We start from the raw sequence: 25,242 nt of genomic DNA on the forward strand, positions 1-25,242 counted from the left end.
TCAGTCGCGCAACTCAGGGCGATCGCGAAACTGCTCCAGCGCCTCGGGGTTGGCCAGGGCGTCGGTGTTTTTCACCGGCAGGCCGTGCACCACGTTGCGCACCGCCAGTTCGACGATCTTGCCGCTGATGGTCCGCGGGATGTCGCTGACCGCGAGGATCTTCGCCGGCACGTGCCTTGGCGTGGTGTTGGCGCGGATCACCTGGCGGATCTGCTCCTGCAGGGCGTCGTCCAGTTGCACGCCGTCCTGCAGGCGCACGAACAGCACCACCCGCACATCGTTGTCCCATTGCTGACCGATGGCCAGGCTTTCCAGGACCTGCTCGAGTTTTTCCACCTGGCGGTAGATTTCCGCGGTGCCGATGCGCACGCCGCCGGGGTTGAGCACGGCGTCCGAGCGGCCGTGAATCAGCCAGCTGCCATGGGCCAGTTGCTCGGCGTAGTCGCCCTGGGCCCAGACCCCGGGGAACTGGCTGAAGTAGGAGGCGCGCAGCTTCTCGTGCCGCGGGTCGTGCCACAGGCCGATGGGCATGGCCGGGAAATGCCGGGTGCAGACCAGTTCGCCCTTTTCGCCGACCACCGCCTGGCCCTGGTCGTTCCACACCTCGACCGCCATGCCCAGGCCCTTGCTTTGCATTTCGCCGCGGTGCACCGGCAACAGCGGGTTGCCGATGATGAAGCAGGAAATGATATCGGTGCCGCCGGACATCGAGGCCAGGCACAGGTCCTGTTTGAACGCGCGGTACACGTAGTCGAAGCTCTGCGGCGACAGCGGCGAGCCGGTACTGAGCAGGGTCTTGAGGCTGGCCAGGGAATGGCTCTGGCGCGGCTCGATGCCGGCCTTTTCCAGGGCCACCAGGTACTTGGGGCTGGTGCCGAAAACGCTGATGCCTTCCTGGTCGATCAGGTCGATCAAGTGTTCGGGCGCCGGGTGGAACGGCGAGCCGTCGTACAGCAGCACCGTGGCGCCCACCGCCAGGGCGGAGACCAGCCAGTTCCACATCATCCAGCCGCAGGTGGTGTAGTAGAACAGCACCTCGCCGACGCGCAGGTCGGTGTGCAGGCCGTGCTCCTTGAGGTGCTGCAACAGCACGCCGCCGGTGCTGTGGATGATGCACTTGGGCACGCCGGTGGTGCCGCTGGAATAGAGGATGTACAGCGGGTGGGAGAAGGGCACGGCGACGAACGCCGGCTCGCCGCCGGGGCGGTAGAAGTCGTCCCACAGCGCGACGCTGGCCGAGGTGCGGAAGTCTTCGGTGCGAGCCTCGGGCCGCGCGTACGGCACGATGATCAGCTGTTGCAGGGACGGCAGGCGTTCGAGGATCTCGTTGACCTTGGCCGTCTGGTCGATCTGTTTGCCGGCGTAGCGGTAGCCGGCGCAGGTGATCAGCACCTTGGGTTCGATCTGGCCGAAACGGTCGATCACCCCCTGGGTGCCGAAGTCCGGCGAGGAGCTGGACCAGACGGCCCCGAGGCTGGCGGTGGCGAGCATGCCCACCAGGGTCTGCCAGGTATTGGGCATGCAGGCCGCGACCCGGTCGCCAAGGCCGACGCCGGCGGCCCGCAGGCTGTGTTGCAGGCCGGCGACATGGGCCGCCAGCTGGTTGTAGGTCAGCTGTTCGCGCTGGCCGTTCTCGTTGATCGCCACCACCGCGACGCCATCGTCACGCCGTTTGAGCAGGTGTTCGGCGAAGTTCAGGGTGGCGTCGGGAAACCACTGGGCGGCGGGCATGCCGCGGCCTTCGATCAGCACCGCGCTGGGGGGCGCGTGGAACTCGACATCGAAGAAGTCGACTATGGCCTGCCAGAAGGCTTCGCGCTGCTCGATGCTCCATTGATGCAGGGCGGGGTAGCCGTCGAGGTCCAGGTCGTGACGGTGATTGATCAAGCGCCGGAAGGCTTCCATGCGGGTCTTGCTGATGCGCTCGGCACTGGGTTGCCAGAGTAATTCGGACATGGGTGGCCTCTTGTTTTTCTGCTGCACACACACACACAAAGCGGGTCCAACTCTACCTGTAGCCGCTGCCGAAGGCTGCGATCGACCGGAACGGTCGTGGCGGTCTCAAGGTCGCGGAGGTCCTTCGGACCTATCGCAGCCTGCGGCAGCGGCTACAGGGATCGCGTTTACTGCGCCAGCCAGCCACCGTCGATATTCCACGCCGCGCCACGCACCTGGCTGCCGGCCTCACTGCACAAGAATAGGACCAACTCGCCCAGCTGCGAAGGCGTGACGAACTCCAGGGACGGCTGTTTTTCCGCCAGCAGGTCATGCTGCGCCTGCTGCGGGTCGACCCCCGCGGCGATGCGGTCGTCGATCTGCTTTTGCACCAGTGGGGTCAGGACCCAGCCCGGGCAGATGGCGTTGCAGGTGACGTTGCTGGTGGCGGTCTCCAGGCCGACCACCTTGGTCAGGCCGATCACCCCGTGCTTGGCCGCCACATAGGCGGCCTTGCCCACCGAGCCGACCTGGCCATGCACCGAGGCGATGTTGACGATCCGCCCCCAGCCCTTGGCGCGCATGCCGGGCAGGCTCAGGCGGGTGCTGTGGAACACCGACGACAGGTTGATGGCGATGATCGAGTCCCAGCGCTCCACCGGGAATTCCTCGACCGCCGCCACATGCTGGATGCCGGCGTTGTTGACCAGGATGTCGACGCCGCCGAACTCGCGCTCGGCGTAGGCGAGCATGTCGGCGATCTGCGCCGGGTCGCTGACGTCGGCCGGGTGATGGCCGACCTTGCCGCCGCTGTCTTTATTGAGGCGCGCGACCTCGGCGAGCACCGTCGAGGCATCGCCGAAGCCGTTGAGGATCAGGTTGGCGCCGGCCTTGGCCAGGCTCAGGGCGATCCCCAGGCCGATGCCGCTGGTGGAGCCAGTGACGAGGGCGGTCTTGCCCGCAAGATTGCTCATGAATACCTCACACAATGCCGGTGGCGTAGAAAGTGGCGATCACGACGAAGACGGCCAGGGTCTTGATCAGCGTAATGCAGAAAATGTCCTTGTAGGCTTGGCGGTGGGTCAGCCCGGTGACCGCCAGCAGGGTGATCACCGCGCCGTTGTGCGGCAGGGTGTCCATGCCGCCGCTGGCCATGGCGGCCACACGGTGCAGCACTTCCAGCGGGATGTTGGCGGCATGGGCGGCGCTGATGAAGGTCTCCGACATGGCCGCCAGGGCGATGCTCATGCCGCCCGAGGCGGAGCCGGTGATGCCGGCCAGCAGGGTCACGGTAATGGCCTCGTTGACCAGCGGGTTGGGGATGCTTTTCAGCCAGTCCGACAGCACCAGGAAACCCGGCAAGGAGGCGATCACCGCGCCGAAACCGTATTCCGAAGCAGTGTTCATCGCCGCCAGCAGGGCGCCGCTGACCGCGCTTTTGCTGCCCTCGGCGAGCCTGCCGCGAATGGCCGAGAAGCCAAACACCAGGACCATGATGATGCCCACCAGCAGGGCGGCCTGGACTGCCCAGATGGCGGTGAGCTTGGCGACGTCGGTCTGCACCGGGGCGGCCATGCCGGCCAGGGCCAGGCTGTGGGTCTTGCCGTACCATTGGGGAATCCAGTGGGTGAACAGCAGGTTCATCAGGCCCACCAGCAGCAGCGGCGACAGGGCGATCCAGGGGTTGGGCAACTGGATGTCGGCGGCGGTTTCCGGCTCGTTGCGCAGGTCGCTGCCGTAGCCTTCACCAGCTTTGTGCGCCTTGTTGCGCTGGCGCTGGAGGAACAGCATGCCGGCGCAGAACACGAAAATGGTGCCGATCACCCCCAGCCAGGGCGCGGCCCAGGCGGTGGTGTTGAAGAAGGTGCTGGGGATGATGTTCTGGATCTGCGGGGTGCCGGGCAGGGCGTCCATGGTGAAGGAGAACGCGCCGAGGGCGATGGTCGCCGGGATCAGGCGCTTGGGGATATTGCTCTGGCGGAACATCTCCGCGGCGAACGGGTAGACCGCGAACACCACCACGAACAGCGACACGCCGCCGTAGGTCAGCAGGGCGCAGACCAGCACGATCACCAGCATCGCCTGGCGCGTGCCGAGCAGGCGGATGGCCGCCGCGACGATGGAGCGGGAGAAGCCCGACAGCTCGATCAGCTTGCCGAACACCGCGCCGAGCAGGAACACCGGGAAGTAGAGTTTGATGAAGCCGACCATCTTCTCCATGAACACGCCGGTGAAGGCGGGCGCCACGGCGGACGGGTCGGTGAGCAGGACGGCGCCGAGGGCGGCGATGGGGGCAAAGAGGATAACGCTGTAGCCACGGTAAGCAGCCAACATCAGCAGCGCGAGGGCTGCTAGGGCAATGATCACACTCATGGTGTGTCTCTCCAGGATTGTTATTTTTGTAGGGTGTTGCGGGTGTGGGAGGGGCTATAGCGAGTTTTGTGCCATGTGTATAAGCGATTGATAAATAACGATATTTTTATGATTCTGGAGAGTGGAAACAGAGTTTTGTCTCTACTTTGAGACTTTTGGTGGTTGAAAGGGCGTCATCGCGAGCAAGCTCACTCCTACAGGGACGGTGTGAACCCTTGTAGGAGCGAGCTTGCTCGCGATGAGCGCGAAGCGCTCAAGGCTGTCTCTACATGGAGATTGATATCTCTTTATTGAGACTCTTCGATCCCCAGCGCCGCCATCTTCTTGTACAGGGTCGAGCGCCCCAGGCCCAGGCGTGCCGCGGCTTGCCCCACTTTGCCGCCACAGTGCGCCAGGGCCGACTCGATCACCTGGCGGTCGAAACGCTCGCGCGCGGCGGCGAAGGTTTCGTCGGGTTGCACTTCGGCGGCCTGGGGGCTGGCCGCGCGCGGCACCGGGCTGAAGGTGCCGATGGCCGCGCGCAGGTCGCCGGCGTTGAGCATCAGGTCGTCGCTGAGCAGGGCGGCGCGTTCCAGGACGTTGCGCAGCTCGCGGATATTGCCCGGCCAGGCGTGCTGGCCGAGCAGGGCCAGGGCATCGGGGGTCAGTTCGTGCTGGCTGCGCAGCTCTTCGAGGATGGCTTCGCTGAGGGCCGGCAGGTCGTCCAGGCGTTCGCGCAGCGGCGGCACCTGGATCGGCAGCACATTGAGGCGGTAATACAGGTCGGCGCGAAATTCGCCGCGCTTGATCGCCGCTTCCAGGTCGGTGGAGGTGGCGGCGATCACCCGCACGTCGCTCTGGATCACCTCGTTGGAGCCCACCGGCTCGAACTCTTTCTCTTGCAGCACCCGCAGCAGCTTGCTTTGCAGGGGCAGGGGCATGTCGCCGATCTCGTCGAGAAACAGCGTGCCGCCCTGGGCGATCTGCAGCTTGCCGGCGCGGCCCTTGCGGTCGGCGCCGGTGAAGGCGCCGGGGGCGGTGCCGAAGAACTCGGCCTCCAGCAAGGCCTCGGGAATCGCCGCGCTGTTGATGCTGACGAAGGCCTTGTGCGCCCGTGGCGACGCGGCGTGGATGGCCTGGGCCAGCAGCTCCTTGCCGGTGCCGGTCTCGCCTTGTAGCAGCACCGGCGAGTCGGCGCTGGCGCTGCGCCGCGCCCGGCGTTTGACTTCCAGGCTGGCGGCGCTGGTGCCGATAAAGTGGGCGAAGTTGTATTTGGCCTGCCGCGCCCGCAGCAGCGAGCGCGTGGAAGCAAGCTCTTCCTGCATGCTCAGGTAGCGCTTGAGCATCGGCGACAGGCTGCGCAGCTCGTCGAACAGGGCAAAGCCGATGGCGCCGATCACCGCCCCGGCGTCGTCGTGGATCGGCAGGCGCATCACCACCAGCGGGTCCTTGGGGGTGTCCTGCATGTCCAGCAGGATCGGCCGCCCGGTGCGCACCACTTCGCGCAACAGGCTGCCGGGGATCACGCTTTCGCAGGCCTTGCCGATGGCGAACGCCGCCGACTCCAGGCCGAAGCGCCGGGCGTAGCGCTCGTTCATCCAGACGATGTTGGCGTCGCGGTCGACGATCACCGTGCCCTCGCTGGATTGCTCGATGATCTCGAACAGCGAACGGATCGCCAGTTGGCGGACCCGCTGGTAATCCTTGAGGCTTTCGGTGTCGTTCATGGGGGAGGTCCTGAAGGGAGCGCGGCGCCGATTATGCCGGGAATCTTCACAGCGACGCGACCATCAGGGTTGACGCTATCCCTGTAGCCGCTGCCGCAGGCTGCGAAAGGTCCGAAGGACCTCCGGCGGCCTCCAGACCCTGCGCCCGCTTCGCGGTCGATCGCAGGCTCCGCCAGCGGCTACAGAGTGGTGCTTCTGTAGGAGTGAGGCTTGCCCGCGATGGGTTCGGCGCGGTGGGCCTGCAATACCGCGGTGCTTGCATCGCGAGCAAGCTCGCTCCTACAGGGGAATGCGGGTTCAGGCGGGGTGGGCGGCGGCCAGCAGTTCCTGGGTGTAGGGATGTTGCGGCGCGTCGAACACTTCGTGGCTGGGGCCGCGTTCGACCACCTTGCCGTCCTTGATCACGATCATGTCGTGGGCCAGGGCGCGCACCACCGCCAGGTCGTGGCTGATAAACAGGTAGGTCAGGGCGTGGCGTTCCTGGAGCTGGCGCAACAGCGCCACCACCTGTTTCTGCACGGTGCGGTCGAGGGCCGAGGTCGGTTCGTCCAGCAAAATCAGCGCCGGCTTGAGCACCAGGGCCCGGGCAATGGCGATGCGCTGGCGCTGGCCGCCGGAGAACTCGTGGGGGTAGCGATGGCGGCTGGCCGGGTCCAGGCCGACTTCTTCCAGCACCTGGATCACCTGCTGCTCGCACTGCTGGGCGGTGGACTGGCTGTGCACTTCCAGGCCTTCGCTGATGATCTGCGCCACCGACATCCGCGGGCTGAGGCTGCCGAACGGGTCCTGGAACACCACCTGCATCTGCTTGCGCCACGGCCGCAGCTGCTTCTGATTGAGGCCATCGAGGGCCTCGCCCTGGAAGCGGATGCTGCCTTCGGAATCCAGCAGGCGCAGGATCGCCTGGCCGAGGGTCGACTTGCCGGAGCCGGACTCACCGACGATGCCCAGGGTCTTGCCCCGTTGCAGGCTCAGGCTGATGCCGTCCACCGCCCGCAGGTATTGCTTGCGTCGGAACAACCCGCCGCCGATCTGGAACTGCACGTTGAGGTCGTCCACCTGCAACACCACTTCGCGCTCGTCCCGGGGCAGGGCTTCGCCTTCCGGCTCGGCATTGAGCAGCACGCGGCTGTAGGGGTGCTGGGGCGCGCTGAACAGGGTTTCGCAGGGTGCCTGCTCGACAATCTGCCCGGCCTTCATCACACAGACGCGCTGGGCGATGCTGCGCACCAGGTTGAGGTCGTGGCTGATCAGCAGCAGCGACATGCCCAGGCGTTGTTGCAGGGATTTGAGCAGCAGCAGGATCTTGCGTTGCACCGTCACGTCGAGAGCGGTGGTCGGTTCGTCGGCGATCAGCAGTTCCGGCTCGCAGGCCAGGGCCATGGCGATCATCACCCGCTGGCGCTGGCCGCCGGAGAGCTGGTGCGGGTAGGCCTTGAGCCGCTCCTCGGGTTTCTGGATGCCCACCAGGCGCAGCAGTTCGAGGATCCGCGCCTGGGCCGCCTTGCCGCCCAGGCCCTTGTGCAGCAGCAGGGTTTCGCCGATCTGCTTTTCGATGCTGTGCAGCGGGTTCAGCGAGGTCATCGGCTCCTGGAAGATCATGGCGATACGGTCGCCGCGCAGCTTCTGCAAGGTCCGCGCTTCGGCGCCGAGCAACTCCTGGCCACGGTAGCGGATGCTGCCGCTGCTCTGGGTGTCGCAGTCGGGCAGCAGTTGCAGGATCGAATGAGCGGTTACCGACTTGCCCGAGCCCGACTCGCCGACCAGGGCCAGGCACTCGCCGGGGCGGATATCCAGGCACAGGTCGCGCACCACTTTCTGGCCGTTGAAGGCCACATTGAGGTCGCGGATTTCGATCAGGTTGTCAGTCATTTAACAGTCCGCTTGATTCAGGAACGTGGATCGAAGGCATCGCGCAACGCCTCGCCGATAAACACCAGCAGCGAGAGGATCAGCGCCAGGGTGAAAAACGCCGTCAGGCCCAGCCAGGGCGCTTGCAGGTTCTGCTTGCCCTGGCCGATCAGCTCGCCCAGGGAGGCGCTGCCGGCGGGCATGCCGAAGCCGAGGAAGTCCAGGGCGGTGAGGGTGGAAATCGCCCCGGTGAGAATGAACGGCAGGTAGCTCAGGGTGGCGTTCATCGCGTTGGGCAGGATGTGCCGCACGATCACCTTGCGGTCGTTGAGGCCCAGGGCCCGGGCGGCCTTGACGTATTCCAGGTTGCGTCCGCGCAGGAACTCGGCGCGCACCACGTCCACCAGGGCCAGCCAGGAGAACAGCGCCATGATCCCCAGCAGCCACCAGAAGTTCGGCTCGACGAAACCGGAAAGGATGATCAGCAGGTACAGCACCGGCAGCCCCGACCAGACTTCCAGCAGGCGCTGGCCCAGCAGATCGACCCAGCCGCCGTAATAGCCCTGCAGGGCACCGGCGGCGATGCCGATCAGGGCGCTGATAAAGGTCAGGGCCAGGGCGAACAGGATCGACACCCGGGCGCCGTAGATCACCCGGGCCAGTACGTCACGGGCCTGGTCGTCGGTGCCCAGCCAGTTGACCGCGGTCGGCGGGCTTGGGGCCGGGCGGCTGAGGTCGTAGTTGGGCGTGTCTTCGCTGAACGGGATCGGCGGGAACAGCAACCAGCCACCGTCCTGGCGGATCAGCTGCTGCACGTAGTCGCTGCGGTAGTCGGCCTGGAACGGCAGCTGCCCGCCGAACTCCTGCTCGGTGTAGCGCTTGAGCACCGGGAAATACAGCGAGCCCTGGTAGCTGACCACCAGCGGTTTGTCGTTGGCGATCAGCTCACCGCCGAGGGTGAGGATGAACAGGCCGATAAACAGCCACAGCGACCACCAGCCACGGCGGTTTTTCTTGAAGCGCTCGAAGCGCCGGCGCGCCAGCGGGGAGAGCTTGAGCATCAGGCGTTCCTCGCGGCGAAGTCGATACGCGGATCGACCAGGGTGTAGCAGAGGTCGCCGATGAGTTTTATCAGCAGGCCGAACAGGGTGAAGATGAACAGCGAGCCGAACACCACCGGATAGTCCCGCGACACCGCGGCCTCGTAGCTCATGCGGCCGAGGCCGTCGAGGGAGAAGATCACCTCGATCAGCAAGGAGCCGGCGAAGAACACGCTGATAAAGGCCTGGGGAATGCCCGAGACCACCAGCAGCATGGCGTTGCGGAACACATGGCCGTAGAGCACCCGGCGCTCGCTCAGGCCCTTGGCCCGGGCGGTGACCACGTACTGGCGGGTGATCTCGTTGAGGAACGAGTTCTTGGTGAGGATGGTCAGGGTGGCGAAACCGCCGATCACCAGGGAGGTCACCGGCAGCACCAGGTGCCAGAAGTAGTCGACGACCTTGCCCAGGGTGCTCAGTTGCTCGAAGTTCTCCGAGACCAGCCCGCGCACCGGGAACCAGTTCAGCGAGGTGCCGCCGGCGAACATCACGATCAGGAACATGGCGAACAGGAAGGCCGGCATGGCGTAGCCGATGATGATCGCGGTGCTGCTCCAGATATCGAAATGGCTGCCATGGTGCACCGCCTTGCGAATCCCCAGGGGGATCGACACCAGGTAGGTGATCAGCGTCGCCCAGAGCCCGAGGGAAATGGTCACCGGCATTTTCTGCAGGATCAGCTCGGTGACCGTGGCGCCGCGGAAGAAGCTCTTGCCGAAGTCCAGCTGCGCGTAGCTCTTGAGCATCAGCCACAGGCGCTCGTGGGCCGGCTTGTCGAATCCGTACTGCTTCTCGATGTCCTTGATCAGCTGCGGGTCGAGGCCACGGCTGGCCCGCGAGTTGCCGCTGACGCCGTCGCTCGAACCGCCGAGGTTGCCGCCACCGCCTATGCCTTGCAGGCGGGCGATGGCCTGTTCCACCGGGCCGCCGGGGGCGGCCTGGACGATGGCGAAGTTGACCAGCAGGATGATCAGCAGGGTCGGGATGATCAGCAGCAGGCGCCGCAGGATATACGCCAGCATCAGTGCGGCCCTCCGGGCTTGCCGCGCTGGACGCGCTCGGCCGCCATTTGCTCGTTGGTCAGGGGCGTGCGGCTCATTTCCCACCAGCTTTCGATGGCTTCGTCATTGCTGGCGGGAATGGCCGGCATGCCGAAGCGGTTCCACCACACGGTGGAGGTGCCCGGCGGGTAGTAGTTGGGGATCCAGTAGTAATTCCATTGCAGTACCCGGTCCAGGGCGTGGGCGTAACTCAGCATCTGTGGCTGGCTGGTGGCCTTGACCAGGCCGCTGATCAGGCTGTCCACCACCGGGTTCTTCAGCACCATCAGGTTGCTGGAGCCAGGGTCGTTGGCCGCCGCCGAGCCGAAGTAGTTGTACAGCTCCAGCCCCGGCGAGGTGGTCACCGGGTAGCCGGTGACGATCATGTCGTAGTCGCGGGCCATCAGCCGGTTGACGTACTGCGAGGCGTCGATGCGGCGGATCTCCAGGGTGATGCCGATCTGCGCCAGGTTGCGCTTGTAGGGCAACAGCAGGCGTTCGATGCCGTTCTGGCTGTTGAGGAAGGTGAAGCGCAGCGGCTCGCCGTCGGCGTTGACTAGCTGGTCGCCGTCGGGTTTCCAGCCGGCCGCTTCGAGCAGGGCCAGGGCCTGCAGCTGTTTATCGCGAATCAGGCCGCTGCCGTCGGTTTTCGGCGCTTCGAAGACCTGGGTGAAGACTTCGTCGGGAACCTGCCCGCGCAGCGGTTCGAGGATCTTCAGTTCTTCGGCATCCGGCAGCGCCCGCGCGGCCAGGGCGCTGTTGGAGAAAAAGCTCTGCTGGCGGATGTACAGGTCGCGCATCATCTGCCGGTTGCTCCACTCGAAGTCCCAGAGCATGGCCAGGGCCTGGCGCACGCGGCGATCCTGGAACATCGGTTTTTGCAGGTTGAACACGAAGCCCTGGGCCGGTTGCGGCGCCTGCTTGGCCAGGTGGGCCTTTTGCAGGCGGCCATCGCTCAGGGCCGGGCTGTCGTAACCGATGGAGAAACCGGTGGCGGAGAACTCGCGGTTGTAATCGTAGGCGCCGCCGCGCAGTACCTGGCGGGCGACGTCGGTGTCGCCGAAGTACTCGATGCTGAAGCGGTCGAAGTTGTACAGGCCGCGGCTGACCGGCAGGTCCTTGCCCCACCAGTCGGCATCGCGGGTGAAGGTGATGCTGTTGCCGTTATCGACTTTGCTCACCTTGTACGGGCCGCTGCCCAGGGGCGCTTCGTAACCACCGCCGCCGGCGAAGTCGCGACTCTTCCACCAGTGCTCGGGCAGTACCGGCAGGGTCGCGATATCCAGGGGCAGGGTGCGGTTTTCATTGCTCTTGAAGTCGAAGCGGATCACCTGCGGCGACTCGACTTCGACGTCCTTGACGTCGGCGAACTGGGTGCGATAACGCAGGCTGCCCTGGGTCATCAGCAGGTTGTAGGTGTAGCGCACGTCTTCGGCGGTGATCGGCTGGCCGTCGGCGAAGCGCGCCTTGGGGTTGAGGTAGAAACGCAGCCACAGGCCGTCGTCGGCGCGCTCCATCTTTTGTGCCACCAGGCCGTACACGGTGTAGGGCTCGTCCAGCGAACGCTGGGCCAGGGGGGAATAGATATAGCCGTCGAGTTGCGAGACGCCGATGCCTTTGTCGATGTAGGGCAACACATGGTCGAAGCGGCCGATCTCGATGGCCGAGCGGCGCATGCTCCCGCCCTTGGGCGCCTGTGGGTTGGTGTAGGCGAAGTGGCTGAAGCCGGCGGGGTACTTGGCCGGTTCGCCATAGACGGTCAAGGCGTGTTGCGGTGCGGCGTCGGCACTCGCGGTGCCCAGCAGCAGGGCCAGGGTGGTGAAGAGCAGGGAGGGGAAAAGCAGTCGCATTGTCAGCCTTAAGAGCCGGGTGATCGATGATCACGATTTGTACGCTACCGGCGCGCTGCTGACCAGCGCGGGCCGTAGCCCAAACACAACGGCCCACCAAAGGGCGGGCCGTCGTTCACGCAAATCGCGACAGGGTCAGTCCTGACGGCTGGTCACTTCCAGCAGGTGATAACCGAACTGGGTTTTCACCGGGCCTTGCACGACATTGACCGGGGCGCTGAACACCACGGTGTCGAATTCCTTGACCATCTGGCCCGGGCCGAACGAGCCGAGGTTGCCGCCGTCACGGCTGGATGGGCAAGTGGAGTTCTTCTTGGCGACTTCGGCGAAGTCGGCGCCGGCTTCGATCTCGGCTTTAAGTTCGTTGCACTTGGCTTCGCTGGCAACGAGGATGTGACGGGCAGTGGCTTTGGCCATGGGGAGTTGCTCCTTTCAAGAAAGTGGTGAGCCTACCGGATTGTGTAGCCTAATTCTCGTCAAAGTTCCGTCAAGGCATTGCAGCAAGGGATGGTCGGTCGATGGCATTTATTCTGTAGGAGCGAGGCTTGCCCGCGATAACGATGACGCGGTGTACCTGACTTGCCGCGTCGCCTGTATCGCGGGCAAGCCTCGCTCCTACGGGGGCGGGATCAGGCGGAGGCCGGAATGGCTTGCCGGACGTTGCGCAGTTGCCGGGCGGCATTGCGCAGCAGTTGCTCGGTGGCGTCCCAGCCCAGGCAACCGTCCGTCACCGAAACCCCGTAGCGCAGCGTCGGGCTCAGGGGCTGGCAACCCTCGAACAGATGGCTCTCCAACATCACCCCGACCAGGGACGAGTCGCCCTGCAGGCGCTGCTCCAGGACTTCGTCGAACACCGCCGGTTGGCGCAACGGGTCCTTGCCGCTGTTGGCATGGCTGCAATCGACCATGATCCGCGCCGGGATCTTCAGTTTCTGCAGGTCGTGCTGGACCTGGGCCACGCTCTGGCGATCGTAGTTCGGGCCGCGATGGCCGCCACGCAGCACCAGGTGAGTGTCGGGGTTGCCCGGGGTCTGGATCACCGCCGGATGGCCCTGGCTGTCGACGCCGAAGTGGCGGTGCGGGTGCGCTGCCGAGCGCATGGCGTCGCAGGCGATGCCGACGCCGCCGTCGGTGCCGTTCTTGAAGCCCACGGGCATGCCCAGGCCGCTGGCCATTTCCCGGTGGATCTGCGATTCGGTGGTGCGCGCGCCAATGGCGACCCAGCTCAGCAGGTCGTCGAAGTAGCCCGCGGCCATGGGTTGCAGCAGCTCGGTGGCGATCGGCAGGCCCAGGCGGAGGATTTCGCGCATCAGTTCACGGGACAGGGTCAGGCCGCCGGCCATGTCGTCGCTGCCATCCAGGTGCGGGTCGTAGGCCAAGCCTTTCCAGCCGACGGTGGTGCGCGGTTTTTCGACGTAGGCACGCATCACCAACAGCAGGTCGTCGCTGACTTCGGCGGCCAGGCTGGCCAGGTTGCTGGCGTATTCCAGGGCGGACTGGGGATCGTGGATCGAGCAGGGGCCGACGACGACCAGTAAACGGGAGTCTTCACCGTTGAGGATGGCGCGCACTGCCTGGCGATGGGCGGCGACTTGCTGGCCGAGGGTCGGGCTGAGCGGCAGTTGCTGCTTGAGCTCCAGCGAGCTGGGCAGGCGCTGGCTCAGGGTTTCGTTGGCGCAGTTGCGGGTGGACAGCGGCAGAGCGGATACGGACGAGTTCATGTTCAAGGCTTCCTGGGCAGGCGGCGGGTAGTGTCCCGCGCGCGGCCCTACTGGGGTGTTCGACAATTGGCCGGATTGGCTGTGCAGGTGTGTTTGCCACCAGTAGGTGACCGATCGGAGGCGGCAGGCTGTCCCGAACGGAGGCTGCTAAATCGCCAGGTGGTGCAAGTGTCGTAACGGTAATAGGTGGCGTAGTTCATGGTTTCAATCCTCGGTAAGTTCGGTGTGTTGCTGAAAGTCGTGGTTAAAAATCATTGGCCCAGAAAAACAAAACCCCCGGTCGGGAGGCCGACCGGGGGTGAGATTTTCTCTGGTAGGCGACCCGTTCAAGTGGGCGCCGTTTGGGTATCAGGCGCGCCAGTGGCTAAACCAATACCCAAAATAAAAGCTCGCCGGAGTGCAGGCGTTTTTCACCCAGGCAGCCGCACCGACGCGCGAGGCGCTGGCAGTGTGACGATGCATGGAAAGGGTGAGGGACGACATGCTGTTTCTCCGTGAAGTGGGCCGAGCTTACTAGAGGCCGGGGTGGCGGTTCAATCGGAAATTCCTATTACATGACCAGTAAGTGCCTATGAGTGAAGCGCTTTGAAGTTTTATGACACACTCGCCACGCCCTCATTTGTGCTCATTCAGGATGAATCATGACCTCCCTGACCCTTGCCGCCGCCCAATCGATTTCCGTTGCCGGAGACTTGCCGGGCAATATCGCCCGGCACCAGGCCTTTATCCGCGCCGCGGCGGAGCAGGGCGTGCAATTGTTGGTGTTTCCCGAGCTGTCCCTGACCGGCTACGAGCCCACGCTGGCGGCCGAGCTGGCGGTCTTGCCCCTGAGCCCGTTGTTGCAACCGTTGCGCGACCTGACCCGGGAGCTGGGGGTGACGGCGGTGGTGGGTATGCCCATTCGCCTGTCGGCCGAGGGTCCGTTGTTGATCGGCGCCCTGGTGCTGGCGGCCGATGGTTCGTTGGCGGTCTATAGTAAGCAGCATCTGCATGCCGGCGAGGAGTTGGTGTTCAGCCCAGGCACGGGGGGCGCGAACCTGAGGTTTGCCGAGGACCGGGTGGCCCTGGCGGTGTGCGCCGATTTCTCCCAGGCCAGCCATGTGCGTGCGGCGGCGCAGTCCGGTGCCGGCATCTATGCCGCCGGCGTGCTGATCAGCGAAAACGGCTACGCCGCGGACAGTGCCTTGTTGCAGGGGTACGCGGTGGAGCATGCAATGCTAGTGCTGATGGCCAACCACGGCGGACCGACCGGGGGCTGGGTATCGGCGGGTCGCAGCGCGATCTGGGGGCCGGATGGCGGGTTGATCGTGGCCGCCGCAGGCTGTGGCGACGAGTTGCTGATCGCCCGGCGCGACGCCGGTCGCTGGAGTGGTCAACACGTGACGGTCGAAGCGCCTTGAACGGTTTCCAACTGCGTCCGGCCATCACCCCGGAGGATCTGCTGTTCGCCCGCGACCTGACCCGCAGCACCATGCTGGGCTATTACATCCGTCACGACCTGTTGTGGCTGGACGAAGCCTTCGATGTGGCCTGGGCCGGGCGGGAGAACCTGCTGATCTGCCAGGGCGCCGAGGTGCTGGGGTTCGTCAGCCTGAGTCGCGATTCCAGGGCCTTGTATATTCGCGAGTTGCATGTGCTCGAGGCGTTTCGCGGGCAAGGTGCCGGAGCCTGGACCATCGAACAGGTGCGGGCGATGGCGCGCGGCGAACGGCGCGCGCTGCTGCGGCTGACGGTGTTCAAGGACAACCCGGCGCAGGCGCTCTATGGGCGCATGGGGCTGAAGGTGGTCGGGGAAGACGAGTGCTTTCTACGGATGGAGCGAAGCAGCGCCGCGGATGCGTAGCCGCTGGTTTTTGTGTGGGACGGCGGTTGTCCCGAGCAGTGTGGCGACAGTCGAGGATCAGGCGGGCGCCTGATCGGGGTCCTCCGGCTCGGCAAGGATGATGCCGTCTTTCATACCCAGCAATACGGCCACCTTGTGCGCCTCTCCGCGTCGTCCTTTCTTGCGGCCGGCCAATACCTGGTAGGTGGTGGCTGGGTCGACCCCGTGTTCACGGGCGAACTGTTGAACCGATTTACCTTGATGTTCAAGCCAGGCCTTGGCTTGTGCGGCAGTGCGGATACCGGGCATAGTTCAAAACCGTTCAAATTTGTTCAATGCTTGAAGGGTGTAACACCCCTAGGGGTGCATAAAAAAGGATCATACATCCAAATGAGTGGAATCGGTTCGCGGTTAAGACAGGAAAGGGAACGCCTGGGGTTGTCGCAGAAAAAATTTGGTGAAGTTGGCGGCGTGGAAGCCAATGCCCAAGGCAGATATGAAAGTGGAGACCGTGTGCCCAAGGCGGATTACTTGTCCCGGGTGGCGGCAAAAGGGGTCGATGTCCTTTATATAGTGACCGGCAGGCGGACCCCGACCAGGGCCGATAACCTCAGCCAGAGCGAAGAGAAAATCCTCGTCAGTTATCGGGCCTTGTACAAGGAAGATCAGGACGCGATCCGGCACCTGACCCATACCCTTGCCGAGCTTTCGGTTTCCAGCCTCATGAAAAGAAAGGCGGACGCCCGAGAGCCTTAGGGCAGGGCGTTCGCAGCGCATCAACCATCCACCGGATACCCCTAGTGAACAAGTGCTTTTTATATGGTGTTTGTCATTAGGTCAGCACGCTGCTTTTTTGCTAAGGTGTCCGGCAACCTATAAGACCAAATCGCGAGGTGTCTGCTTGATTAGGGTGCTAGTAGTCGATGACCATGATCTCGTTCGTACAGGTATTACACGAATGCTGGCTGACATCGATGGCCTGCAAGTGGTCGGTCAGGCCGAATCAGGGGAGGAATCCCTGCTCAAGGCCCGGGAGTTGAAACCCGATGTGGTCCTCATGGACGTCAAGATGCCCGGGATCGGCGGTCTTGAAGCCACGCGCAAGTTATTGCGCAGTCACCCGGATATCAAAGTCGTGGCCGTCACCGTGTGTGAAGAAGATCCGTTCCCGACCCGCTTGCTGCAAGCCGGTGCGGCGGGTTACCTGACCAAGGGCGCGGGTCTCAACGAAATGGTGCAGGCCATCCGTCTGGTGTTTGCCGGCCAGCGTTACATCAGCCCGCAGATTGCCCAGCAACTGGTGTTCAAGTCATTCCAGCCGTCCAGTGATTCACCGTTCGACGCCTTGTCGGAGCGCGAGATCCAGATTGCGCTGATGATTGTCGGCTGCCAGAAAGTGCAGATCATCTCCGACAAGCTGTGCCTGTCTCCGAAAACCGTGAATACCTACCGTTACCGTATCTTCGAGAAGCTCTCGATCAGCAGTGATGTCGAACTGACGTTGCTGGCGGTTCGCCACGGCATGGTCGATGCCAGCGCCTGACAATGACCGACCCGTTTGATCCCAGTGCTTTTCTTTCCACCTGCAGTGGCCGTCCTGGCGTGTATCGCATGTTCGACAGCGATGCACGTCTGCTTTACGTCGGTAAAGCCAAGAACCTGAAGAGCCGCCTGGCCAGCTACTTTCGCAAGACCGGCCTGGCGCCGAAGACCGCTGCCCTGGTGGGGCGCATCGCGCAGATCGAAACCACCATCACCGCCAACGAAACCGAGGCCCTGCTGCTGGAGCAGACGCTGATCAAGGAATGGCGGCCGCCGTACAACATCCTGTTGCGCGACGATAAGTCCTATCCCTATGTGTTTCTGTCGGACGGCGAGTTTCCGCGTTTCAGCATCCATCGCGGGGCGAAGAAGCAGAAGGGCAAGTACTTCGGCCCGTACCCCAGCGCCGGGGCGATTCGCGAGAGCCTGAGCCTGCTGCAAAAGACCTTCATGGTTCGCCAGTGCGAGGACAGCTACTACAAGAACCGCACCCGGCCGTGCCTGCAATATCAGATCAAGCGCTGCAAGGCGCCGTGCGTCGGCCTGGTGGAGGCCGAGGTGTACGCCGAGGATGTGCGCCACTCGGTGATGTTCCTCGAAGGCCGCAGCAATGCCCTGACCGATGAACTGTCGGCGGGCATGGAGCAGGCGGCCAGCACCCTGGACTTCGAGAAGGCCGCCGAGCTGCGCGACCAGATTTCCCTGCTGCGGCGGGTGCAGGACCAGCAGAGCATGGAAGGCGGCAGCGGCGACGTCGATGTGGTGGCAGCTTTCGTCAACCCGGGCGGCGCCTGCGTGCACCTGATCAGCGTGCGTGGCGGTCGGGTGCTGGGCAGCAAGAACTTCTTTCCCCAGGTGGGTATCGAGGAAGAGGTTGCCGAGGTCATGTCGGCCTTCCTTGGCCAGTACTTTCTCAGCAGCCCGGAGCGCGACCTGCCCAGCGAGCTGATCGTCAACGTGGTCCATGAAGATTTCCCGACCCTGATCACCGCGATCCAGGCCTTGCGCGGCCGTGAGCTGAGCATCAGCCACCGGGTGCGCGGCACGCGGGCGCGCTGGCAGCAACTGGCGGTGACCAACGCCGAGCAGGCCCTGAGCGCGCGGCTGGCCAATCGGCAGCATGTGGCCGCACGTTTTGAAGCCCTGGCCGAAGTGCTGAACCTGGACGAGCCGCCGCAACGCCTGGAGTGTTACGACATCAGTCACTCCAGCGGCGAGGCGACCGTGGCGTCCTGCGTGGTATTTGGCCCAGAAGGTCCGCTGAAGTCCGATTACCGGCGCTACAACATCGAAGGTGTCACCGCCGGCGACGACTATGCGGCGATGCACCAGGCCCTGACCCGACGCTTCAGCAAACTCAAGGACGGCGAGGGCAAACTGCCGGACATCCTGTTGGTGGACGGCGGCAAGGGCCAGCTGTCCATGGCCCGCGACGTGCTCAACGAGCTGGCGGTGCCCGACCTGATCCTCTTGGGGGTGGCCAAGGGCGCGACGCGCAAGGCCGGCTTCGAGACCCTCTATCTCAACGATGCGGCCCATGAGTTCACCCTCAAGGGCGACTCACCGGCGCTGCACCTGATCCAGCAGATCCGCGACGAGGCTCACCGTTTCGCCATCACCGGCCACCGCGCGCGTCGCGGCAAGACCCGCCGCACTTCGACCCTTGAAGGCGTGGCCGGTGTCGGCCCCAAGCGCCGCCGCGACCTGCTGAAACACTTTGGTGGATTGCAGGAGTTGTCTCGCGCCAGCATCGAGGAGATCGCCAAGGCGCCGGGGATCAGTAAAAAACTTGCTGAACTGATTTATGCGAACTTGCATAGTGAGTAGGGGAGAGCTCAGGGCCTGAAAGGGTCATTTGTCGTCCTTGCATTAGTTGATCCGCGAGTCTCTTTGTCGAGCTTTGCGAACCTGGCAAGTGGCAAGTGGCGATGGGCAAGGTTTTAGGACGCTTCTGAACGTGGATGGAGCCTGTGCGGGCTTGAGTACCTGGCATGCGGAGTACCCGTGCCTGATTCTTGTCGCGCTCGTTCAGGCCTCCTGAAGTTGCTCTTTTCAGGCGCTCAAAGTCTTGGAACAGTGTTAGACACGCTGTGCGAGAAGCCCGTAGAATGGCCGTGCCTAGCTCATCTGCTGTCTTTTTCGAGTAGATTGCCAACTCACCTCGTAGCCAGTTGTGCCGATGAATATCCCTAATCTGATCACCGTTCTACGCGTTCTGCTCATCCCGATCTTCATTTTGCTGTTTTACCTGCCTTACTCCTGGAGCTACATGGCTGCCAGTTCCGTCTTTGCGTTCGCCGCGGCCACCGACTGGCTCGACGGTTACCTGGCGCGCCGCCTGGAGCAAAGCACACCGTTCGGGGCCTTCCTCGACCCGGTGGCCGACAAGTTGATGGTGGCGGTGGCCCTGGTGCTGCTGGTGCAAGAGCATGGCAACCTGTGGCTGACCCTGCCGGCGGCGGTGATCATCGGACGTGAAATCGTCGTCTCTGCCCTCCGCGAGTGGATGGCCGAACTGGGTGCCCGCGCCCAGGTGGCGGTGTCCAACATGGGCAAATGGAAAACCGCCGCGCAGATGCTGGCGCTGGTGATCCTGCTGGCCAACCCACCGGCCTTCACCTTCTGGGTGCTGCTGGGTTATGCCTTGCTGCTGATCGCGGGAGGCCTGACCCTGTGGTCCATGCTGCAGTACCTGCGCGCCGCCTGGCCGCACCTGAAGACCGATGTGGAAAAGAAATAAAACTTTTTTGAATCAAGGGGTTGACGCAGTTTCGAATTTCTATAGAATGCACACCACCAAGACGCGGGAATAGCTCAGTTGGTAGAGCACGACCTTGCCAAGGTCGGGGTCGCGAGTTCGAGTCTCGTTTCCCGCTCCAAATAATGTTCTACAGGCTTCTATTGAGGTCTGCAGAAAATGAAAAAAGAGGCTTCGGCCTCTTTTTTCGTTCCAGTAAGTTTTTCTCGAAAGTATTAGCAGCCACGATTTTTTAGTACATTTTTTAATACATTAATCCGGCGCTTTGACCCCTGATCCGAGTGAAACAGTAGGTCCTGCGGATCCAGCACAACCGCCAGATAGTGATATTTATCCTGGGCCCAGATGTAAGTGATGTCCCCGCACCACACCTGGTTGGGTGGCGGCACATCGAACTCCCGACTCAAAATGTTCGGGATATCCAACCATTCGGCCGTCGCTCTTTTGGTTAACGGAGTGCCGCAGTCAATCACACAGACCACGCGGCGGGTATGGATCTCGCTCTCCAGCGCAGCATGCCTTGAGTCGCAGACGTCGATAGGCCAATGACGTTAACCAGCAGCGTCATGTGTTGATTGTCACGCTCAGCGTGCCGCTGCTTGCTCGTCCGGGCATGGCATCCCAGCCTTGGCCCAGAGCTCCAATCGCTCGATAAACTGATCGTGTGTGATACTTGGCGTGGATCGACCAGCACCGGGATCCCAAGCCCATAGCACCAGCGGATCGGTTCTCATATGTTCGATGACTTCTTCGGGTGTTTTACGATTGCCATTGCGTTTGGGGTCCTGCATTTGATGGCATATCTGCGCACTGGTCAGCCCCTCCCAGACCATAGGTAACGGTGGCATATGCCACCCGCGAGCACCTGGCACCTTGCCGTCGGCGGTGTTCTTCTCTTGATGGCAGGCAATACATTGCATCGTGGGTGCTCCCAGACCTGCCGTGCCACGCACTACATTCTGGATATGAGCAATCATCGAATCTTTTTGGGTCGGCCGTGCACTCTGATGGCAGTTCATACAGCGGGGGCTTTGTAAGACGCTCACGACTGGATCGAACAATTGATAAGCGTTGGGCTCCTGAGCCTGTGCGTCGAATGACATAATACTCAGCGCGGCAGACAGCCGCAGAATCGTCGCTCTTGTGATGTACATGTCAGGTTACCTTAGACAACACGAAAGGAATGGCGTAGCGGTAGCGATCGTACTGGCTGCCCGGTCGCCCATAGGATTGCGTTGGCCAGCGCTGGAGCCACGCCAGCAACGCCAGGCTCCCCAGCGCCACCGGGAGACTCGGCGCTTTCTACTACCATCGTTTCGATCTGCGGCATCTGACTCATGCGGACGACTGGATAGTCATCGTAGTTGCCCTGCTGTACCTCGCCTTTGCTCAGGGTAATTTCGCCGTACAGCGCTGACGAGAGACCAAAAGCAATGCTCGACTCCATCTGCGCCTTGACCAGGTCGGGATTAACCGCCACGCCGCAGTCAATGACGGAGTACACCTTATGCACGGTAAGCGTTTGATCAGTCGCAACGCTAGCCTCGACCACGGTCCCTACAAAACTACCGTATGACTCGTGGACCACAATGCCTCGGAATACGCCTGCTTTCGGTTGCGTCGACCAATTGGCCAACTTGGCCACTGCATCGAGTGTGGCAAGGTGACGCGGCTTTTCTTGCAGCAGTTCACGACGCATTTGGTAAGGATCCTTGCCTATCCCATGCGCAATCTCTTCAAGAAAGTGCTCAACGGCGAAGGCTGTATGCGAGTGCCCCACTGAGCGCATCCACAATACGGGAACCTGGAAGCGTGGCGTGTGCAAGTCGACTCGCAGATTCGGGATGGCGTAAGGAATATCTTCAGCTCCTTCAACCGAGAGCGAGTCAATGCCGTTTTTGACAATGAAGCGTTCCATCACTGTGCCCGTACCGATCGACTGCACGGCGATACGGTTGGTCCAAGAGGTAATAGTGCCCTGAGAGTCAAGAGTCGCACTGAGCCGATGGTAGGCACTGGGACGATAATAACCGCCCTGGATATCTTGATCGCGTGTCCAGATCATCTTGACCGGCCGACGAACTGCCTTGGCGATGTGCGCGGCCGCGATGATGACGTCGAAACCGAGCGAAGAGCGTCGACCAAATCCACCGCCGGTCAACAGGGTATTGAGTTTTACCTGCTCCGGTTTCAGCCCAAGTACCGAGGCCGCCGCATGTTGGTCACCTTCGGGCCATTGCGTGCTCATCCAGACTTCAGCAGTGTTTCCTCCGCGATAATCGATGGTGGCATTAAGTGGCTCCATCGGCGCGTGAGTGAGGTAAGGAAACCAGTAGTCGGCGGTGAATGTTTTCGCGGCGCTCCGTTGTGCCAATTCTATATCGCCAGTGCTACGTGCCACCGTTCCTTCAAGTGACATCAGATGACGATACATAATGCGCTGTTCATCCGTCGAAACGCGCTCGCCATTCACATCGCTATACATCAGAACGAGGGCATCACGAGCTCGCTTTGCCGACCAGAAATCCTTGGCCACCACAGCGACCCCCTGCGGCGTTTCATAGACACCGACGACATTGGGCATAGCCTTGGCCACTGTTGCGTCGACGTGTGAGATTTTGCCACCGAAAAGCGGCGGGCGCGCGAGCACCGCGATGAGCATGCCAGGTACATAGGCATCCATGCCAAACTTGCCCGAACCGTCGACCTTGGTCATGGCGTCGATACGGCGGAGTGGTTTGCCGATGAGCTTGAAGTTCTTCGGGTCCCTGAGCTTTGGATTTTCTGGCGGCTCAATACCCACGGCATCGACTGCTAGCTCACCGTAAGTGGCGCTACGATCGCTCGCGTCGTGGATCACGCGGCCGGTGTCGGTACGCAGTGATGACACATCGACGTGCCAGCGCTTTGCGGCGGCAGCTAGCATCACTTCGCGGACAGCGGCACCGGCTTTACGCTGAGGCTCGTATTGGGCGATTGTCGTCAGGCTGCCACCCGTAAGTTGCTGATGCATTAGAGGGTTCTGATAAGCGGGTGCCGTGGGTGCCTGCTCCCAACGCACACGTTGCCAATCAGCGTCCATTTCCTCGGCAACCAGCATTGGGATTATGGTTGTGACGCCTTGCCCCATTTCGGTATGACCCACAATTACCGTGATCCAGTTGTCAGCAGTGATACGTACAAAAGCATTAGGCTGCACAGTTTTATGGGGCATCTGTACAGGGGTACCTGCCATCACTTCGGGTAAATGAAAACCCACCATGATCCCGCCACCGGCAATTGCGCTTAATTGAAGAAAATGTCGCCGACTAAGGCCTGTGACTGAGGCAGAGTGCTTCGTTTCAAAGGTATCCAGAATGCGCTTCATGCCAGGCTCTCCGCAATCTGGTGAATGGCTGCCCGAATACGCGGGTACATCCCACATCGACAGATGTTGCCTGACATGGCCTGATCAATATCAGTGTCGGTGGGCTTCGGTATTTGTGTAAGTAATGCCACCGCGGCCATTACTTGACCCGATTGACAGTAACCGCATTGGGGGACATTGAGGTCCGTCCATGCCTTCTGCACACGCTTGCCAATATTAGAACTCCCCATCGCTTCGATGGTGGTGATGGACCTGCCTGTCACAACTTCGGCAGGCGTCACGCAGGATCTAACGGGTATGCCATCGAGAAGCACGGTGCAGGCACCGCACAGCGCCGCACCGCAACCAAACTTGGTTCCCGTGAGTTGCAAGTCTTCACGTAATGCCCATAAAAGAGGACGACCATTCGAGGCATCAACTTCTCGCCAATCACCATTAACTTTAATCTTAGCCATGGTATTCCCTCTTTATTGGACGGAAAAATATGGAGCAATCTCACCTACGGCTGTAGCGATGATGCCGGTGGCAAGAGTGGCGCGGATATAGTAGAAGTAGGCACCCTACGGCCTGGTTTCTCGAGCGGGTAACGTGGTGGTATTAAAGCCAAGCATGTACCTGCAACTCGGAATCAACGGGTGATGACCAGGTAACTGTAAGACAATAGAAGTGCCTATAAAGCGCCAAAGCATGAGGTGACGATAGAGCAGGTTTTGCCTGGGGTACCACTTCGGCATCCAAGGTTTTGATACTCAACAAATAGTCGTACCTGGATCGCTTTTACTCGATGCGCTGTTGCAGTGAATCACTAGTGTGCTTCCCTGTTGTGCCAAGTCGCGAGGAATCAATCCACCTGTTTTCTGTTCCCCCGTCGATGAAAACAATTTCACTTTTGATCGAGTAGCCTGCTACATGGCCTGCTCCTGGTGGCAGGAGATATCGCTTACTTTAAAACGTTCGAATTTAAAAATAAGCTAGCCATTTATGGATAGACAATCCTTGATTTCTGAACAATGGAAGTATGCCTCCGAACATCCGGTCCCGCACACTTAAACGGCTCCCATCTATGAGGGGAGCGACTTGGCAAGATCACTTGCCCGCTGGATCGACATGAAGGGTAATGGGTTAAACGATTTTAATAAGTTCGTAGCATTTGAGACTGTAATCCAGCGCTTTGCTAATAACCGAGCCGACGTGTACGAGCTGACTCTGGGCGATCATCCAGGCGTGCAAGAGGTCCATCACTGGCACGGCCTTATTGTCACTACCAACTTGACCTTCCTATCTTGCAGGAAGTTGCGAGGGTGTTCTCCGCCGCGGACTGCGTCTTTTCAGGACGTCGTGCTGCCTGCACGCCAGTCGGTGATGCCAAGATGTCGACAGGTATTTCTGTCAGATGACGGAACCCGGCTCTGTTGTCGGCGGATTCGATTTCGCTGGATCGATGCGATCCAGGCTTGAACCAGGAATTGCTGGATACGGCCCAAGCTCTTCAAGCTCCCGCAGGAGTCCGCTGTCGATGTAGCCAGGAATCTTTCGATACTCACCCAGCACTCGTGCGTAGAACTCAGGGTCTTGATGCCAACTGGATTTGTCGACGCAGAAATAATTGATCTACCGCGCACTTATCGAGGGTTCGGGCCAGTGGCGCCGCAGCGTCATCAGGTATCGCCGCGCCGAGCAAACCTTGCCGACGACAAGGACGCTGCGCCGCTCTTCGGGAGCAAGTTGCGATTGCGCCAGCGCACGCGCAAAGCGAACGTTCTCGCCGGTGTTCGTGGCTGTGGGCTCTATGAGGAGGGCGGTCTCTGGAATGCCGAGTTCCATCAGCCGGCTCGCAATGACGCGCGCCTCGATGGTGGAGAACTCTCCAGTTTGGCCGCCCGAGACGATAGCCCGCAGAAACATCTGAGCGTGCCACAGGGTAGCGATCTCCGCGCAGAACTCTTCAACGCCGTGCCGCGTGCCAAAGATCAATGCCAGATCGGAACGGGTGGCCGGTATCTCCGGCATTACGTAGTCACCGATCGCCTGCAGCTCTTCGTTCGTCATCAGATCACCTTGTGCAAGGAGGGTCGAATTCGAGAATGCGGATTATACGAGGCAGGGCGTAGCTTGGTTGTCATCCCGAAAGCGTCCTCCATTGCCAAAATGGAATCTGGATCGGCGAGTACAGCATG

21 protein-coding genes, 1 tRNA gene and 1 pseudogene are annotated in these 25,242 nt (G+C 62.0%); 7 read left to right on the top strand and 16 right to left on the bottom strand.

The annotated features are described in order from the left end of the window. The 10 genes from AC07VU_RS12020 to AC07VU_RS12065 all read right to left on the bottom strand — a co-directional run bounded on the left by AC07VU_RS12020 (position 1) and on the right by AC07VU_RS12065 (position 13,576). Positions 1–1,956, bottom strand: coding sequence for an acetoacetate--CoA ligase (locus AC07VU_RS12020; protein ID WP_053261714.1), 1,956 nt, complete (start codon positions 1,954–1,956; stop codon positions 1–3). Between the two features lie 167 nt (positions 1,957–2,123). Next, a complete protein-coding gene (locus tag AC07VU_RS12025) occupies positions 2,124–2,909 on the bottom strand; it encodes a 3-hydroxybutyrate dehydrogenase (RefSeq protein WP_007924463.1) in 786 nt (261 codons plus the stop codon). Between the two features lie 7 nt (positions 2,910–2,916). Continuing rightward, positions 2,917–4,308: a GntP family permease gene (locus tag AC07VU_RS12030; RefSeq protein WP_053261713.1), complete on the bottom strand. Its 1,392-nt coding sequence runs from the start codon at positions 4,306–4,308 to the stop codon at positions 2,917–2,919. A gap of 287 nt (positions 4,309–4,595) precedes the next feature. Then, the gene (locus AC07VU_RS12035) at positions 4,596–6,014 is read right to left on the bottom strand and encodes a sigma-54 interaction domain-containing protein (protein ID WP_053261712.1); all 1,419 of its coding nucleotides are present in this window, start codon (positions 6,012–6,014) and stop codon (positions 4,596–4,598) included. Positions 6,015–6,311: 297 nt separating this feature from the next. Continuing rightward, complete coding sequence (locus AC07VU_RS12040) at positions 6,312–7,886, bottom strand: ABC transporter ATP-binding protein (protein WP_495029906.1); 1,575 nt, start codon at positions 7,884–7,886, stop codon at positions 6,312–6,314. A 17-nt stretch (positions 7,887–7,903) separates the two neighbouring features. After that, positions 7,904–8,926: an ABC transporter permease gene (locus AC07VU_RS12045; RefSeq protein ID WP_007924453.1), complete on the bottom strand. Its 1,023-nt coding sequence runs from the start codon at positions 8,924–8,926 to the stop codon at positions 7,904–7,906. Beyond that, positions 8,926–9,987, bottom strand: coding sequence for a microcin C ABC transporter permease YejB (locus tag AC07VU_RS12050; protein ID WP_009049621.1), 1,062 nt, complete (start codon positions 9,985–9,987; stop codon positions 8,926–8,928). Before AC07VU_RS12050 ends, AC07VU_RS12045 begins: the two co-directional genes overlap by 1 nt. Continuing rightward, entirely contained in the window at positions 9,987–11,855 is a 1,869-nt protein-coding gene (locus tag AC07VU_RS12055; protein ID WP_495029907.1) for an extracellular solute-binding protein, read from the bottom strand. The genes AC07VU_RS12050 and AC07VU_RS12055 overlap by 1 nt, the downstream gene beginning before the upstream one ends. Positions 11,856–11,990: 135 nt before the next feature. Beyond that, a complete protein-coding gene (locus tag AC07VU_RS12060) occupies positions 11,991–12,272 on the bottom strand; it encodes a peptidylprolyl isomerase (RefSeq protein ID WP_007924449.1) in 282 nt (93 codons plus the stop codon). 212 nt (positions 12,273–12,484) lie between these two features. After that, positions 12,485–13,576 carry a 3-deoxy-7-phosphoheptulonate synthase gene (locus AC07VU_RS12065; protein WP_495029908.1) on the bottom strand — a complete coding sequence of 364 codons (1,092 nt, stop codon included), beginning with the start codon at positions 13,574–13,576 and terminating at the stop codon, positions 12,485–12,487. Positions 13,577–14,217: 641 nt separating this feature from the next. On the opposite strand from AC07VU_RS12065, the gene AC07VU_RS12070 reads away from it, so the two are divergent. Then, positions 14,218–14,976: a carbon-nitrogen hydrolase family protein gene (locus AC07VU_RS12070; RefSeq protein WP_495029909.1), complete on the top strand. Its 759-nt coding sequence runs from the start codon at positions 14,218–14,220 to the stop codon at positions 14,974–14,976. Further along, the gene (locus AC07VU_RS12075) at positions 14,973–15,419 is read left to right on the top strand and encodes a GNAT family N-acetyltransferase (protein ID WP_277589117.1); all 447 of its coding nucleotides are present in this window, start codon (positions 14,973–14,975) and stop codon (positions 15,417–15,419) included. Before AC07VU_RS12070 ends, AC07VU_RS12075 begins: the two co-directional genes overlap by 4 nt. A 57-nt stretch (positions 15,420–15,476) precedes the next feature. Here AC07VU_RS12075 and AC07VU_RS12080 read toward each other — a convergent pair whose 3' ends face one another. Further along, a complete protein-coding gene (locus AC07VU_RS12080) occupies positions 15,477–15,707 on the bottom strand; it encodes a DNA-binding protein (protein WP_007924438.1) in 231 nt (76 codons plus the stop codon). 81 nt (positions 15,708–15,788) lie between these two features. Here AC07VU_RS12080 and AC07VU_RS12085 point away from each other — a divergent pair, with 81 nt between their 5' ends. The 5 genes from AC07VU_RS12085 to AC07VU_RS12105 all read left to right on the top strand — a co-directional run bounded on the left by AC07VU_RS12085 (position 15,789) and on the right by AC07VU_RS12105 (position 19,819). Then, positions 15,789–16,154: a helix-turn-helix domain-containing protein gene (locus AC07VU_RS12085; protein WP_007924437.1), complete on the top strand. Its 366-nt coding sequence runs from the start codon at positions 15,789–15,791 to the stop codon at positions 16,152–16,154. 145 nt (positions 16,155–16,299) lie between these two features. Continuing rightward, positions 16,300–16,941, top strand: a complete 642-nt coding sequence (gacA, locus tag AC07VU_RS12090; RefSeq protein WP_020295157.1) for a response regulator transcription factor GacA — start codon at positions 16,300–16,302, stop codon at positions 16,939–16,941. A 2-nt stretch (positions 16,942–16,943) separates the two neighbouring features. Continuing rightward, a complete protein-coding gene (uvrC, locus tag AC07VU_RS12095) occupies positions 16,944–18,767 on the top strand; it encodes an excinuclease ABC subunit UvrC (RefSeq protein WP_007924433.1) in 1,824 nt (607 codons plus the stop codon). A 352-nt stretch (positions 18,768–19,119) separates the two neighbouring features. Continuing rightward, positions 19,120–19,680, top strand: coding sequence for a CDP-diacylglycerol--glycerol-3-phosphate 3-phosphatidyltransferase (gene pgsA / locus AC07VU_RS12100; protein WP_007924430.1), 561 nt, complete (start codon positions 19,120–19,122; stop codon positions 19,678–19,680). A 63-nt stretch (positions 19,681–19,743) separates the two neighbouring features. After that, positions 19,744–19,819, top strand: a tRNA-Gly gene (locus AC07VU_RS12105). Positions 19,820–19,961: 142 nt separating this feature from the next. On the opposite strand, the pseudogene AC07VU_RS12110 reads toward AC07VU_RS12105, so the two are convergent. The 5 genes and pseudogenes from AC07VU_RS12110 to AC07VU_RS12130 form a co-directional block, all read right to left on the bottom strand. After that, positions 19,962–20,144, bottom strand: a pseudogene (locus AC07VU_RS12110) (IS3 family transposase); the annotation flags it as partial. Between the two features lie 138 nt (positions 20,145–20,282). Continuing rightward, positions 20,283–20,852 carry a hypothetical protein gene (locus AC07VU_RS12115; protein ID WP_009044406.1) on the bottom strand — a complete coding sequence of 190 codons (570 nt, stop codon included), beginning with the start codon at positions 20,850–20,852 and terminating at the stop codon, positions 20,283–20,285. Between the two features lie 11 nt (positions 20,853–20,863). Beyond that, positions 20,864–23,065, bottom strand: a complete 2,202-nt coding sequence (locus AC07VU_RS12120) for a xanthine dehydrogenase family protein molybdopterin-binding subunit (protein WP_495029910.1) — start codon at positions 23,063–23,065, stop codon at positions 20,864–20,866. After that, the gene (locus tag AC07VU_RS12125) at positions 23,062–23,520 is read right to left on the bottom strand and encodes a (2Fe-2S)-binding protein (protein WP_009044404.1); all 459 of its coding nucleotides are present in this window, start codon (positions 23,518–23,520) and stop codon (positions 23,062–23,064) included. Before AC07VU_RS12125 ends, AC07VU_RS12120 begins: the two co-directional genes overlap by 4 nt. A gap of 1,156 nt (positions 23,521–24,676) precedes the next feature. After that, the gene (locus AC07VU_RS12130) at positions 24,677–25,114 is read right to left on the bottom strand and encodes a YdcF family protein (RefSeq protein WP_495029911.1); all 438 of its coding nucleotides are present in this window, start codon (positions 25,112–25,114) and stop codon (positions 24,677–24,679) included. Positions 25,115–25,242 lie beyond the last annotated feature (128 nt).

This window comes from Pseudomonas sp. GW821-FHT02B10, assembly GCF_059421865.1.

What these genes read in the sequence shown, in the direction of transcription:
- AC07VU_RS12020 (WP_053261714.1), bottom strand. Translation starts at nt 1,956, where the DNA reads ATGTCCGAATTACTCTGGCAACCCAGTGCCGAGCGCATCAGCAAGACC.
- AC07VU_RS12025 (WP_007924463.1), bottom strand. Translation starts at nt 2,909, where the DNA reads ATGAGCAATCTTGCGGGCAAGACCGCCCTCGTCACTGGCTCCACCAGC.
- AC07VU_RS12030 (WP_053261713.1), bottom strand. Translation starts at nt 4,308, where the DNA reads ATGAGTGTGATCATTGCCCTAGCAGCCCTCGCGCTGCTGATGTTGGCT.
- AC07VU_RS12035 (WP_053261712.1), bottom strand. Translation starts at nt 6,014, where the DNA reads ATGAACGACACCGAAAGCCTCAAGGATTACCAGCGGGTCCGCCAACTG.
- AC07VU_RS12040 (WP_495029906.1), bottom strand. Translation starts at nt 7,886, where the DNA reads ATGACTGACAACCTGATCGAAATCCGCGACCTCAATGTGGCCTTCAAC.
- AC07VU_RS12045 (WP_007924453.1), bottom strand. Translation starts at nt 8,926, where the DNA reads ATGCTCAAGCTCTCCCCGCTGGCGCGCCGGCGCTTCGAGCGCTTCAAG.
- AC07VU_RS12050 (WP_009049621.1), bottom strand. Translation starts at nt 9,987, where the DNA reads ATGCTGGCGTATATCCTGCGGCGCCTGCTGCTGATCATCCCGACCCTG.
- AC07VU_RS12055 (WP_495029907.1), bottom strand. Translation starts at nt 11,855, where the DNA reads ATGCGACTGCTTTTCCCCTCCCTGCTCTTCACCACCCTGGCCCTGCTG.
- AC07VU_RS12060 (WP_007924449.1), bottom strand. Translation starts at nt 12,272, where the DNA reads ATGGCCAAAGCCACTGCCCGTCACATCCTCGTTGCCAGCGAAGCCAAG.
- AC07VU_RS12065 (WP_495029908.1), bottom strand. Translation starts at nt 13,576, where the DNA reads ATGAACTCGTCCGTATCCGCTCTGCCGCTGTCCACCCGCAACTGCGCC.
- AC07VU_RS12070 (WP_495029909.1), top strand. Translation starts at nt 14,218, where the DNA reads ATGACCTCCCTGACCCTTGCCGCCGCCCAATCGATTTCCGTTGCCGGA.
- AC07VU_RS12080 (WP_007924438.1), bottom strand. Translation starts at nt 15,707, where the DNA reads ATGCCCGGTATCCGCACTGCCGCACAAGCCAAGGCCTGGCTTGAACAT.
- AC07VU_RS12085 (WP_007924437.1), top strand. Translation starts at nt 15,789, where the DNA reads ATGAGTGGAATCGGTTCGCGGTTAAGACAGGAAAGGGAACGCCTGGGG.
- uvrC (WP_007924433.1), top strand. Translation starts at nt 16,944, where the DNA reads ATGACCGACCCGTTTGATCCCAGTGCTTTTCTTTCCACCTGCAGTGGC.
- pgsA (WP_007924430.1), top strand. Translation starts at nt 19,120, where the DNA reads ATGAATATCCCTAATCTGATCACCGTTCTACGCGTTCTGCTCATCCCG.
- AC07VU_RS12115 (WP_009044406.1), bottom strand. Translation starts at nt 20,852, where the DNA reads ATGTACATCACAAGAGCGACGATTCTGCGGCTGTCTGCCGCGCTGAGT.
- AC07VU_RS12120 (WP_495029910.1), bottom strand. Translation starts at nt 23,065, where the DNA reads ATGAAGCGCATTCTGGATACCTTTGAAACGAAGCACTCTGCCTCAGTC.
- AC07VU_RS12125 (WP_009044404.1), bottom strand. Translation starts at nt 23,520, where the DNA reads ATGGCTAAGATTAAAGTTAATGGTGATTGGCGAGAAGTTGATGCCTCG.
- AC07VU_RS12130 (WP_495029911.1), bottom strand. Translation starts at nt 25,114, where the DNA reads ATGACGAACGAAGAGCTGCAGGCGATCGGTGACTACGTAATGCCGGAG.